This is a genomic window from Streptomyces sp. D2-8, from assembly GCF_023184515.1.
Lineage (GTDB): Bacteria > Actinomycetota > Actinomycetes > Streptomycetales > Streptomycetaceae > Streptomyces.
Window position 1 is genome coordinate 20,249 of sequence record NZ_JAAHBP010000029.1, and the last position, 12,596, is coordinate 32,844.

11 protein-coding genes and 1 pseudogene are annotated in these 12,596 nt (G+C 72.7%); 4 read left to right on the plus strand and 8 right to left on the minus strand.

Annotation, left to right across the window (positions count from 1 at the left end; all coding sequences use genetic code 11):
• Positions 1-9: 9 nt before the first annotated feature.
• Positions 10-480: an SRPBCC domain-containing protein gene (locus tag G3I77_RS36400; protein WP_248510854.1), complete on the minus strand. Its 471-nt coding sequence runs from the start codon at positions 478-480 to the stop codon at positions 10-12.
• Positions 481-489: 9 nt separating this feature from the next.
• Positions 490-894, minus strand: a complete 405-nt coding sequence (locus G3I77_RS36405; protein ID WP_248510856.1) for a DUF779 domain-containing protein — start codon at positions 892-894, stop codon at positions 490-492.
• Positions 895-1,046: 152 nt separating this feature from the next.
• Between G3I77_RS36405 and G3I77_RS36410 the strand changes: the two genes are divergently transcribed.
• Positions 1,047-1,985 carry a phosphotransferase family protein gene (locus G3I77_RS36410; RefSeq protein ID WP_248510858.1) on the plus strand — a complete coding sequence of 313 codons (939 nt, stop codon included), beginning with the start codon at positions 1,047-1,049 and terminating at the stop codon, positions 1,983-1,985.
• A 6-nt stretch (positions 1,986-1,991) separates the two neighbouring features.
• Here G3I77_RS36410 and G3I77_RS36415 read toward each other — a convergent pair whose 3' ends face one another.
• From G3I77_RS36415 to G3I77_RS36430, 4 genes are all read right to left on the minus strand, one after another.
• Positions 1,992-4,031, minus strand: a complete 2,040-nt coding sequence (locus G3I77_RS36415) for a CocE/NonD family hydrolase (protein WP_248510859.1) — start codon at positions 4,029-4,031, stop codon at positions 1,992-1,994.
• A gap of 16 nt (positions 4,032-4,047) precedes the next feature.
• Complete coding sequence (locus tag G3I77_RS36420; protein WP_248510860.1) at positions 4,048-5,361, minus strand: ATP-grasp domain-containing protein; 1,314 nt, start codon at positions 5,359-5,361, stop codon at positions 4,048-4,050.
• Between the two features lie 210 nt (positions 5,362-5,571).
• A complete protein-coding gene (locus tag G3I77_RS36425; RefSeq protein WP_248510861.1) occupies positions 5,572-7,974 on the minus strand; it encodes a SpoIIE family protein phosphatase in 2,403 nt (800 codons plus the stop codon).
• Positions 7,975-8,220: 246 nt separating this feature from the next.
• Positions 8,221-8,850 (minus strand): LysE family translocator, encoded by a 630-nt coding sequence (locus G3I77_RS36430; RefSeq protein ID WP_248510862.1) that lies wholly within the window; start codon positions 8,848-8,850, stop codon positions 8,221-8,223.
• A 115-nt stretch (positions 8,851-8,965) separates the two neighbouring features.
• On the opposite strand from G3I77_RS36430, the gene G3I77_RS36435 reads away from it, so the two are divergent.
• Entirely contained in the window at positions 8,966-9,418 is a 453-nt protein-coding gene (locus G3I77_RS36435) for an Lrp/AsnC family transcriptional regulator (RefSeq protein ID WP_248510863.1), read from the plus strand.
• 24 nt (positions 9,419-9,442) lie between these two features.
• On the opposite strand, the gene G3I77_RS36440 is transcribed toward G3I77_RS36435, so the two are convergent.
• Positions 9,443-10,381 (minus strand): phosphotransferase, encoded by a 939-nt coding sequence (locus G3I77_RS36440; protein WP_248510864.1) that lies wholly within the window; start codon positions 10,379-10,381, stop codon positions 9,443-9,445.
• Between the two features lie 183 nt (positions 10,382-10,564).
• Between G3I77_RS36440 and G3I77_RS36445 the strand changes: the two are divergent.
• Together G3I77_RS36445 and G3I77_RS36450 are read left to right on the plus strand one after the other, a co-directional pair.
• Positions 10,565-10,939 (plus strand): annotated as a pseudogene (locus tag G3I77_RS36445) (alpha/beta fold hydrolase); the annotation flags it as partial.
• Positions 10,940-11,021: 82 nt separating this feature from the next.
• Positions 11,022-11,690, plus strand: coding sequence for a DUF5701 family protein (locus G3I77_RS36450; protein ID WP_248510866.1), 669 nt, complete (start codon positions 11,022-11,024; stop codon positions 11,688-11,690).
• Between the two features lie 6 nt (positions 11,691-11,696).
• Here the strand turns inward: G3I77_RS36450 and G3I77_RS36455 are convergent, their stop codons facing one another.
• A complete protein-coding gene (locus G3I77_RS36455; RefSeq protein WP_248510871.1) occupies positions 11,697-12,590 on the minus strand; it encodes a helix-turn-helix domain-containing protein in 894 nt (297 codons plus the stop codon).
• Between the last annotated feature and the right edge of the window lie 6 nt (positions 12,591-12,596).

Below are 12,596 nucleotides of genomic sequence, written 5' to 3' on the forward strand. Positions count from 1 at the left end.
CCCCGCCGTTCAGAAGGAGCCGTCGGTCTCGACGAGCCGGGCCAGGTTCGCCAGGGCCATGCGCGTGCCCGTCTCGTTGTCTGCGGCGGGCACGGCGTCGGGGATGCCCTCGTGGACCATGAGGACGTCGGTGCCGCCGCCCTCGGCGTCCGTGAGCGTGGTCGTCAGCGTCATGACGCCGCCCAGCGCGGGGTCGGCCGCCTCGAACTCCAGCACCTCGACCACCTGCTCGTCCGGCACCAGCCGCGCGAAGTGGCCGTGGTAGGTGTCGGTGTGCGCGGCCGACTTCCCGGAGGCGTCCGGTGCTTCGTAGGTGAGCGAGACCCGGAACCTGCCGCCCTCGCGGACGTCGAACTCGTGCACCTCGCCGCTCATCCCGGCCGGCACCCGCCAGCGCGCGATCGCCTCGGCGCTCACCAGCGCCCGGTAGACGGCCGCACGGGGAGCGTCGACATGGCCCACGACCCGGGACGTGTACATGGGCCCAGCCTAGGCGGTGCCGTCCGCCCCGTTCGGCAGTGGCGGTTCCGACTCGAGGCGGCGCAGCTCCTCGTCGGTGAGGAGGCGGGAGCGGAGCAGGAAACGGACGCCCTCCGGGGCCTCCAGCGAGAAGCCGCTGCCGCGGCCCGGGACCACGTCCACGGTGAGGTGGGTGTGCGACCAGTACGTGAACTGGTCCGCGCTCATCCAGAACGGGGTGTCCCCGGCCACGTGCCCCAGCAGGACGTCCGAGGCGCCGACCCGGAACTCCCCGCGCGGATAGCACATCGGGGCGCTGCCGTCGCAGCAGCCGCCGGACTGGTGGAACATCACCGGCCCGTGCGTCCCGGTCAGCCTCCGCAGCAGTTCCTCGGCGGCGGGGGTCAGTTCGACACGTCCTGTGCGCACGGTCATGTGTTCCTCCTGGCGGTGACGGTGGGGTCGGGAACCGGTCCGTATCGCGAGTCCTCCAGTATCCGCCGCCGTGCCGGCGGGGGCCACAAGGCGGGAGCGGTACCTGTCCGCTCCCGCCCAAGCCGACCGCGGGCGCTGGTTGAATGCCGGGCATGATCGAAACCGACGCGCAGGAGTCCGACCGCCAGGAGTCCGACCGCTGGATCCGGTACTTCGCCCGACGCGGATACCCCGGTGCACGGCGGCTCGCCTCCGGCATGGAGGGGACCGTCTACCGGCTCCGGGACGGGACCGTCGCGAAGGTGTGGGCCGGGCGGACACTCGAGGACTTCGGCCTCACCCGGCGGCTCTACGCCGACATCGCCGCGCATCCGCTGCCGTTCGGCACTCCGCGGATCCTCGACGCCGAGGAGTGCGACGGGGTGCTCGTCAGCTATGAACGCGAGCTCGGCGGACGCCCGTTGCGCACCGACGGAGACGGCGAGCCGCCCGCCCGTGACCTGCCCCGCCGGGAGACCGACGCCCTGCTCACCGTCCTGCGCGGGCTGGCCTCCGTCCCGGGCAGCGAGGCCATGCGGCGCCTGGTGATCCAGGGGGACGACCGGCCGCTGTGGCAGGGCCACGCCCGCTTCTCCGACGCGCTCGCCGCCCTCGTGGAGCGCGCCGCCGGCCGGCACCGGGAGGCCCTCGCCGCGCAGGTGCCCGGGCTTGCGGACGTCGTGTCCCGCACGGCCGCCTCGCTGCGGGCGCTGCCCGACCGGGCCGACACCGTCATCCACGGCGACCTGGTGCCGCCCAACATCCACGTGGACGAGACCGGGCAGCCGGTCGCCGTCCTCGATTTCGGGTTCTGCACCACCGCCGGCGACCCTGCCTTCGAGGCCGCGGTCACGGCCGCCGTCTGGGACATGTACGGACCCGACGCCGCCCACCACACAGCCGAGCTGAGCCGCCTCTTCGCCCGGGAACTGGGCCATGCCGAAGAGGTCCTGGCCCTCTATCGAAGGGCCTACGCCCTCATCACGTACGACCTCTTCGGCATGGGCCCGCACGACGGGCACTTCCGCTGGTGCGCCGCGCTGCTGAGGTGACGCCGACTACAGCAGGTCGCGGGGGACCTTCTCGTTCCAGGTGCGGGAGAAGACCCGGCGGTCGGCCTCGTACGCGTCGAGGGTCGCGTCGACGAAGAAGTCCGTCTCGTCGCACGTGAGCCGGGTGTGGGTGACCACCCGCACGTCCCAGTCGTCCCGCTGGAACCGCATGGTCCACGTGGTCTCGCCGCCGACCGAGGTGAAGTCGTCGGCGACCGCCGTGTAGCGCTCCTGGGCGCGGCGGCCGGCCTCCACACCGATGTCCTCGAAGCGGACCGTGCCCCGGTCCTTCACGATGTCCAGCTCGGAGTGGTAGCCGACCAGGTCCCGCTTGACCTCCCAGCGCTCCTCCGGGGGCGTCACCTGGGTCGTGGCGAGCGGAGGAGTGCCCTCGGGTTCGCCGAAGGGCGACGACGGCACCTCGTCGGGCTCGTCCACCGGCCGTACCGGCAGTGTGAGCGTGCTGGAGTGCTCGTGGACGCTGAGCAGGGCCGGCTTCGGCGCCGGCCAGGCCAGCGGCCAGTAGGACGTCGACAGGGACAGCCGGATGCGGTGGCCCGGCGGGAACGCCTGCGCCACACCGTTCAGCGGGATGGTGGCCCGGTAGCGCCGCCCCGGCTCCAACGGCTCGGGCGACTCGGTGCTGTCACGACGGGTCAGGTTCAGAATGCCGTAGGAGACGCGGGTCGCGGCGCCATCGGGGCTCACGTCGGACAGCCGCGCGGCCACCATGGCGACCGGCTCGCTGACCGACAGGTCGAGCTCCACGCTCGGCGAGCCGAGGATCTCCACCGGCTCGGTCAGCGGCTCGCTGTCGAAGACGAGCGAACCGCCGTCCTCCTCCCGCTGGTCGTAGGGCAGGTCCGGGGGCGCGTTGTACGAGGCCCACTTGCCGGCGAACTGGCCGACGGACAGCGGCGAGCGCACGGTCATCGCCGCACCGCCCTCGGCTGCCGCCGCCGTCGCGTCCCGGACGGGCCCGATCGTGTGCCGGGTGAGCGGGTGCGTGACGGGCCGGATGTGCGGGGACGGCCAGTCCGGTTCGCCGACCCAGCGGCCCGGCCGCTCCTCGTATGACGTGGAGGGCGGCACGCTGTCCTGCATCCACGCCCGCAGCATGGGGCCGTCCATGACGCCGTTGTCGACGCCCTTCAGCCAGTGGTCCCACCACCGCACGAGCTCCTGGAGGTAGCCGATCGCGGGGCCGGGCTCCCCGAGATGGGGGAACTTGTGCGACCAGGGGCCGATCAGTCCCTTGCGCGGCACGTCCAGGTTCCCGAGCAGCCGGGTCACGGCGTTGGAATAGCCGTCCGCCCAGCCGCTGGAGGCCAGGACCGGGCAGCGCACGCTGCTGTAGTCCTCGCACACCGAGGCGTGCCGCCAGTAGTCGTCGCGCCGCTGATGGCGCAGCCACTCCAGCACCCAGGGCTCGGTGTTCTCCAGCCGCTCGTGCCACATCCCGCGCCAGCGGTCGCCGACCACGGCCGGGTCCGGCGGGCAGGTGCCGTAGGCGAACATGGTGCCCGCCTCGGCCAGGTTGTCCGACAGCAGGGCGCCGCCCATGTAGTGCATGTCGTCGGAGTGCCGGTCGTCGGTGAACGAGGCGATGGCGATGGCCTTCAGGCCCGGCGGCCGGCGGGCCGCCACCTGCAGCGCGGCGAACGCGCCCCAGGAGATGCCCATCATGCCCGTGCCGCCGTCGCACCAGGGCTGCTCCGCCAGCCAGGCCAGGACCTCCTCGGCGTCCGCCTGCTCCCGTTCCAGGTACTCGTCGCGCAGCACGCCCTCCGAGTCACCGGTGCCGCGCAGGTCGACGCGGACGCAGGCGTAGCCGTGCCCGGCGAGGTAGGGGTGGTGGATCGAGTCCCGTACGGCCGTCAGGTCGCGCTTGCGGTACGGGATGTACTCCAGCACCGCCGGCACCGGCTCCTGATCGGAGGAGGTGGGGCGCCAGATGTGCGCGGAGAGCCGGATCCCGTCGGACATCGGGATCGTGACGTGCTCCTCCTCCTTCGTCTCGTACGGCAGGTTGGTCACGTAACGCATGGAACCCACGTGCTCCTCACTCTCGCGCGGCTTCGGCCTCGGCCGGGGCGTCCTCGAAGGCCAGGCCCAGGGCGGCCACGCAGTGGTCGAACTTCTCCCGCAGCTCGGTCTCGTCGGCCCCGCCGGTGTAGATGTGCGCCAGCTCGTAGCTGTAGCTGTCCTGCCCGGGGAGCTCCGAGAGCCGGTCGCCCTCCTGAGGGATCACCTCGATGCGCACGCCCGGGGTCTCCCGCTCGATGCGGGCGATCTCCGCGGGGCTCGGCGCCCGGCGCACCACACCGTCGGTGAACCAGCGGTGGTACCACTTCGCCGCCATCGCGTACGGGCCCTCGCGGTGCGGCATGTGCGGGTCCTCACCCAGGGCGAGACTGACCATGCAGTGGTGGTTGGGCACGCCGTCGACGTACTGGAACAGCTCCGCGTGCGACTGGGAGTGCCGGGGGTTGATCTCCAGCAGGTTGATCTCCTGGGTCCGCGGGTCGTAGAAGTACTCGATGCTGAACGTGGCCGAGTCCATCCCGATCTGCCGCATCACGCGCTCGCTGACGTCGTGCAGCTGTGCGATGACCGGCGGCGGCAGCATCGAGGGGTACTGGTGGCGCAGGAAACAGGGGGAGTCCGGGTACTGGATGGAGTCGAGGACTCCGTACACGGTCACCTCGCCCTGGTGGACGTAGCCCTCCACGGCGACCTGGACGCCGGACATCGCCTCCTCCGCGAGACAGACCCGGCCGCCCACGCCGTTCATCTCGGGCGGCAGGTCGATGCGTTCGAGGATGTGCTCGAAGGGGCGGCCGATGCGGGATATGCCGTCGCGGATCTCGGCGACGGCCTTGTGGAACTCCTCTTCGTCACCGACTCCGAAGGCGAGTTCGGAGGAGTACGAGAGGGCGGGCTTGAGCCACATCGGGAAGGTCACGTTCTCCGGCGGGCGCGGCGGGTCGGCCGACAGATCGACCTGGTCAAAGCGCGGGTGCCGGTCGGTGGCCTTCTGCTGCTCCAGCCGGCTCCAGTACTTGTGCTCGCACTTGACCACCGACTCCAGGCTGGTGCTGCGGGTGCCGTAGCGTTCGCTCAGCATCGGGACGAGGGTGCTGACCGGGAAGTCCCAGTAGCCGACGATCGCGTCGATGCTGCCGTCGAACGCGTCGAGCACGCCCTGGGCCTTGTCGAACAGGGTGGGCAGGTGCACTTCGCCGTGCTGGAGTTCCTCGATCGTCAGCAGCTGGTGGAAACGCAGCCGGTCGGCTCCCGGGACCTGCTGGAGCGTGGGCAGATTGGCCTCGTCGAGCCCGATCACGAAGACGTTCTTCACCGTCTCGTCAGACACGGCTCTCCTTCCGACGACGTACGGCCCGAATGGCCGGCTTGCAAGATCGTCGGAGTACCCCTCGTGCCTGCCGGCATTCAGGTCCGGACATCGCGCCCCGTTCCGGACAAGAGGCAATCCCCCGACGAGGCGGATCCGCTCCTGCCGCCCGACGGGCTCATCCACATCGGCGGCGAGGCCCCGGTACGCCCACCTCGTGGTGCCCCCGGCTCACACCCCGGCGGGCAGGGGCTGCTCCGCCCAGATGGTCTTGCCCGTGGCCGTCTGACGGCTGCCCCACCGTTCGGCGAGCTGGGCGACGAGCAGCAGCCCCCGCCCGCCCTCGTCGAAGACCCGGGCCCGCCGCAGATGCGGCGCGGTGCTGCTGCCGTCGGACACCTCGCAGATGAGGGACGCGTCGCGGATCAGCCGCAGCTCGATGGGGGCACCGCCGTACCGCAACGCGTTGGTGACCAGCTCGCTGACGATCAGTTCGGTGGCGAACTCCGCCTCCGTCAGCCCCCATTCGGCCAGCTGCTCGCCCGCCATCTTGCGGGCCCGGGCCACGGCCGCGGGCTCCGGTGGCAGCTGCCAGGTGCGGACCTTCCCGGCGCCGAGCACCGCCGTCCGCGCCAGCATCAGCACGATGTCGTCGGCGGGCCGGCCGGTCAGCAGCGTGCGCAGCACCTGCTCGCAGGTCTCCTCCAGGGCCTGTGCGGGGCTGCTCAGTGCCTCGCGCAGCAGGGCGATCCCGGCCTCGATGTCGTGGCCGGGCGCCTCGATCAGGCCGTCGGTGTAGAGGGCGAGCAGGCTGTTCTCCTCCAGCTGCACCTCGGTGGCCTCGAACGGCAGGCCCCCCAGGCCGAGCGGCGGCCCGGCGGGCAGCTCCAGGAACCGTACGCCGCCGTCGGGCGTGACCAGCGCGGGCGGCGGATGCCCGGCGCGGGCCATGGTGCAGCGGCGGGACACCGGGTCGTACACGGCGTACAGGCAGGTGGCGCCGACCTGCCCCGACGCCTCCTCCGCGCCGCGCGCCTCCGGGCCCTCCTCCCGGTCGAGCCGGATGACGAGGTCGTCCAGCTGGGTGAGCAGCTCGTCGGGGGCGAGATCGACATCCGCGAGCGTGCGTACGGCGGTCCGCAGGCGGCCCATCGTGGCCGACGCGTGGATGCCGTGGCCCACCACGTCGCCCACGACCAGGGCCACGCGGGCGCCGGACAGCGGGATCACGTCGAACCAGTCGCCCCCGATGTCCGCGCCGGCCCCGGTCGGCAGATAGCGGTAGGCGATGTCCATCGCCGCCAGCTCCGGAAGCCTCTCGGGCAGCAGGCTGCGCTGGAGCGCCAGTGCCGTGCGGCGTTCCCGGGTGAAGCGGCGGGCGTTGTCCACGCTGACCGCCGCCCGGGCGACCATGTCCTCCGCGAGCAGCAGGTCGTCCTCGCTGAACGAGTCCGGGGTGCGGTGGCGCAGGAAGTGCACCAGGCCCAGGATCACGCCCCGGGCGCGCAGCGGCACCATCATCACCGAGTGGATCATGTGCGTGGTCACGGACTCGGCCCGGGCGGGGGAGGACCTGAGCCACTCCAGCAGCTCCGGATCCCCCGGCCGGTGCCGGGCGCCCCGCTGGGCGGCCAGGGTCCGCAGCGGAAGCGTCCCCACCGGGTAACTGATCGGCTCGCCCACGGCGGCCACCGACTCCGGGCAGCCCTCCAGCACCGACCGCTGCGCGGCGCGCCGCACCGTGACGGGCGTGTCCGGCGGCAGCGGCCCCGGCTCGTCGCCCAGGGCGACGGAGTCCAGGAGGTCCACGGTCACGAAGTCCGCGAAGCCCCCGGCCACGGCCACCTCCGCCATCTCCTCGGCCGTCCGGGTCACGTCCAGGGTGCTCCCGATCCGCAGACTGGCCTCGTTGAGCACCGCCAGCCGGCGGCGGGCCCAGTACTGCTCCGTCGTGTCGAACACGGTCGCCGACATGCCCCGCACCGCGCCGGTCTCGTCCTTCAGCGGCGACATGAACATGGACCAGGCGTGCGGCCGGATCTCCCCCGGGGCCTGGCTGTGCTCCTCGTGGTAGATCAACTCGCCGGTGCGCAGGACCTCCCGCTGGAGGCGGTCGATGGCGTCGAAGGGCGGGTTCGGCTCGATCTCCCACAGGGTCAGGCCCTTCATCTCCTCCTCGGACCTGCCCATCACCTCGGTCATGATCTCGTTGGCGGCCACCAGCCGGGCATCCCGGCCGTAGACCGCCACCGGCACGGGGAGCTGGGCCAGGGTGAGGTCCCACAGGGACAGGGCCCGGTGCGGGGCCGGCGCGGCCGGGTACGCCGGTGCGGTGCCGGTCACGAGCCAGAGCAGTCCGCCCTCCGCGTCCAGCAGCGGCGTCCCCTGCAGCCGGACCACGAGCCGGTTGCCGTCCCGGTGCCGCAGCGCCACCTCACCGGCCCACCGCCGGCCCTCGGCCGCGTGCCGCCGCGTGGACTCCGGGAGCCGGGCGGCGAGCAGGTCGGTGACGGGCCTGCCCACGAGCTCGGCGGGTCCGTATCCGAGCAGGCGGCGAGCACCGTCGCTCCACACCATGATCGCCCCGTCGGCGTCGACGACGACCGCCAAGTCCTCCGGTACGCGTCCCTCCACGGTGCCTCCGGATGTGCCGCCCCTGTCTGCTCACGGTTCCCTGCACCGATTGTCCCGCTACCGACCCGCTGCGGCGCGTCTGGCGGGAGGCACCGAGGTGACCAGCGTGAACGCCCGGACGGCCGCGCGGATCGCCTGCTCGAACTCCTCGACACGCCCCCGGGCGAGCCGCGCCGCCCGCTCCGGCTCACCCGCGACGCCCGCCTCGATCAGCGGCTCCAGCTCCTGGCGCGCCTCGGTGGGGCCTCATCGGCCGGTCAGGCGTTCCACCAGCAGGAACCCGCCGATGGCGATCATCATCGCACCGGAGACACGGGTCACCGCCCGGGCCGCGGAGGGCCTGGTCCTCAGGACCGTGCGGGCCAGGACTCCGACGGTGAGGTAGACGACGGCGCAGGCGGTCATGTGCAGCGAGCCGAGCAGGCCGGTCTGGCCGGCGACCGGCCAGGCGCCCGCGGGGTCGATGAACTGCGGGAACAGGGAGAAGTAGAGCAGCAACGCCTTGGGGTTCAGTCCGCTGATCCCGATGCCCCTGAGCATGACCCGCATGCGGGAGGCGCCCTCGGTGCCCACTTCCGCCTCGGAGGTCGTCAGGGCGGCCGGCTGCCGCAGCACCCCCCAGCCGAGCCACACCAGGTAGCCGGACCCGGCCACGGTCAGGGCGGTGAGCAGCGTCCCCGAGCTCGCCACGATCACCACCAGTCCCGCCACCGCCAGCAGGGTGTACCCCGCGTATCCGGCGATCAGCCCGGCGACCGCCGGCACGACCGACCGGTCCCGCAGGCCCGCCGTGATCGCGTAGGCCCAGTCCGCGCCGGGGGTGAATATCAGCAGCAGATCCACTGCCAGGAAGGCCGCCAGCGTGGTCGTGTCCATCGATCGATCGTTCCCTCTCACGTGCTGTGCTGCGAGAGGAAGGCTAGGCCGGATCGTCCCGAAGGTGTTCCCTTCTTTACCCCTTGATCGCGGGATCTGGGGCAGAATCTTCTCCATGGATGCCCTGGACCGGAAAATTCTCACCGAGCTGCAAGTGGACGGCCGTCTCACGGTCACCGAGCTGGCCGCGCGCGTGAAGCTGAGCGTCTCGCCCTGCCACCGCAGGCTGCGCGATCTCGAACGCGAGGGTGCGATCCGCGGGTATCGCGCGGTGGTGGATCCGGCCGCCGTGGGTCTGAACTTCGAGGCCCTCGTCTTCGTCACACTGCGCTGGGAGGACGCCGACACGGTCTCCGCGTTCGAGGAGGCGGTGGCCGCCGTCCCGCACGTGCTCCAGGCCCAGCGCCTGTTCGGCGACCCCGACTACCTCCTGCGCGTCGCCACCACCGACCTGGCCGCCTTCCAGCAGCTCTACGACCAGCAGCTCGCCCGGCTCCCCGGAGTCCAGCGTCTCAACTCCACCCTCGTCATGAAGCACATCGTCGACGACCGCCCGCTGCCCGAGTGAGCGGCCCCGCGCGGGCAGCCGGCCTCAGCCGCCCAGCCCGCCGGCGAACGGCATCGACCGCCAGTGCTCGACGGCCGGCTTCAGCGCGTCCACCAGCAGGGGCAACTGCGGCGCGAGCGCGAGGCAGGCCACCGCGCGGGACATGCCCACCGCGTTGACGACCCGCAGCACGTCCTTGTCCAGCTGTCGCAGACCCAGGCGCCCGGCGGCCGCGTCGTAGGCGGCCTCGCACTCGGGTCCGAACGCCGCCAGGTCCCACTCGACCGGCCCGAGCGTGGTCAGTTCGAAGTCGGAGTACAGCACCCCGTCCGGGCCGGAGACGATGTTGGCCGCCGGGGCGTCCCCGTGGATCGGCTGGAACCCGATGCCGGGGAACACCGCCTCGAACCCCGCGCGCGAACCGACGACCGGCTCCAGCACCTCCCACTCGCGCCGCGCCCGGTCGAGATCGGCCGGCTCCAGGAGATCGGGGCGCCCTTCGAGCGCGGCAAGCCCCTCGGTGACGAACCGCGGTTCGGCCGCCGAGAGGAACGGCAGCTCACCGGGGTAGGCGCGCAGCGCGCTGTGCAGGTCGGCGACCAGACCGGCGTGGTGCACGACATCGGGTTCGGCGCTCTGGTCCAGCTCGGTGAACTGCCAGAACGTCATCGAGAACCCGTCCCGCCGCACGGGCTCCCGCGGCACGAGCGGACTCGGCGGGATCACCGGGTGCCCCTGGTCCGCGAGCCACCCCACCACGTCCAACTCCTGCCGCTGCCGGGCGGCTTGGGACTCGGCGTCGGCGTACGACGGCAGGACGGTCGGCACCCTGACCACCACGGGTGACGGAGCCAGATGCACCACGACGGAGAACACGTCGTAGATGACCCTCGTGTCGGCCACGTCGAGGCCGAGATCACGCCCCGCGTCCACGGCTGCGGCGAGGGCGCGGGCGGTGCGGGCGGACATCTGATCAGGTGTCATGAACCCCTTCATGCTGCCGATGGTGTCACGTGGGGCATGGAGCCGCACCGGGTTAAGGACCGCCGGCCGCCCTGTGCGCCCCGGGTCAACAACCGGTGCGCTGAACGGCAATCGGCCGGTCCGCGTCCGCCCTAGCGTGGCCGGGTCCCTTGCACCAGCCGCTCGGAAACGACGAAGCAGCACATGCTGTACATCACCGTGGGCCAGGAGAACTCCACCGCCATCGACTTGTACCACGAGGACCACGGATCCGGGCAGCCGGTCGTCCTCATCCACGGCTTCCCGCTCGACGGCCACTCCTGGGAGCGGCAGAGCGCCGTCCTGCTCGACGCCGGCTACCGCGTGATCACCTACGACCGGCGCGGTTTCGGGCAGTCCGCCCAGCCGACGACCGGCTACGACTACGACACCTTCGCGGCCGACCTGAACACCGTGATGGAGACCCTCGACCTGCGGGACGCCGTCCTCGTCGGGTTCTCGATGGGCACCGGCGAGGTCGCCCGGTACGTGTCCGGGTACGGCTCGGCCCGGGTCGCCAGGGTCGCCTTCCTCGGGACATCGGACGCGGCAGAGCGGGAACGTCCCGGCGGACCGGCTCGTTGCCCATGAGTTCACCCACCTCGCCGACCCAGGGAGCACCGTGCCCGACACCACGCCCGACCCGTCCACCGTCCTCCCCGCGCTCCCGGCCCTGAGCGGGCAGGCCGAGCGGCTGATCGAGCTGGGGGTGCACGAGATCGCCGGGCTGTCCGCGGACGAGATCCGCACGTTCGCCGCGGAGGCCGGAGCCGGATCCGAGGGCGGCGGCGCCCTGCTGGCCGTGCACCCGGACCGAGCCCCTGCCTCCGCCCTCGCGCCGCTGCTCCGCCGTGACGGCAAGCCGGGCTTCGTCGTCGTCGACATGCCCGACGTCGACGCGTTCACCCCCTGCGCCCTCGACCTGCCCGACGCCCCGCTCTACCTCGTCACCGGCATCGACCGCGGCGACCACATGGCCAACTGGTCCCCGGACGAGGCACTGCCCGCCCTCACCAAGGAGGACCGCACCCCGCTGGTGCTCACCGAGGGCATCCACTGGGTGCTCCAGCAGCCCGCTGCCCTGGAGCGCAACCTCTGCTTCATGACCATCGGCTCCCGGCTGCGCAAGCCCGACGGCGCCCTGGACGCCCGCACCCCGGCCATCTGGATCAGCAACGGCACCGGCCGGGACGGCCGCGAGCGCCGCAACGCCCCCAAGGTCGGCTGGTGCTGGTGGAACAACCGGCACACCTGGCTGGGCTTCGCCTCCGCGACGGGGCGCAGGGGCTGAGGTCCGTCACTGCACGAAACGGGTGAGCGGTGCCGGGCGGCCCGCGGTCAGTGCGGCGAGACCCGCGTGCGCCTCGTCCCGCACGTCCGCGGGAACCCGGCTCGCCGCGCGAGCACGGCCCGGTACTCGGCGGCGGCCTCGGCCCGCTCGCCGAGACGGGCCAGCGCATGGGCCAGATGAAGGTGGACCTTGCCCGCCTGCTTGTGCCATCCGCGGTCGTCGAACTGCCCGCGGATGGACCGCAGCGCGTCGGCGGCCGCGCAGCCCGGCGGCGAACTCGTGGTAGCGGGCGAGGCGCTCCGGCGCGGTCAACCGGGCCAGCTCGGCGTCCCCGACGCCCCACGAGCCGAGCAGCCCTGCCATGGCCTGCTCCGCCGGCAGCGGCCGCTCGTCCAGACCCCGCATGTCCACCAGGAACGCTCCGTCGGGACAGGGCGCTTCCGGCTCCTCGGCCAGCCGAACCGCCAGCGACGTCTTGCCACTTCCGGGCGGGCCGGACACCACGGCCGCCGGCGGCGCGGCCCCGCGGCCCTCGGCGGCCTCCCGCGCGAGAGCACGCAGCACGGCCAGTTCCGCCTGCCGGCCGACGCAGTCCCGCACCCCCCTCGGCAGCGTGTGGGGCGATGCCCTGACGAACCCGGCGGACCGTGCCCCGGAACGGGCCGCGCGGGCGGCCGCGAGGAGGTCCGCGTGCGCCGCCTCGTCCAGGCCCAGGCCCTGGGCCAGCGCGGTGATGGTGCCCCGGTGCGGACGCCGGCTCCGGCCCCGCTCCATGTCACCGATGGCGCGCCCCGAGACCCCCGATGCCTCGGCCAGCTCCTCGATCGTCAGCCGGCGGCTCTGCCGTAACGCGCGCAGCAGCCGGCCGAACGGCGCCGTGATCCCCACCCCAGTGCCCACCGCGCG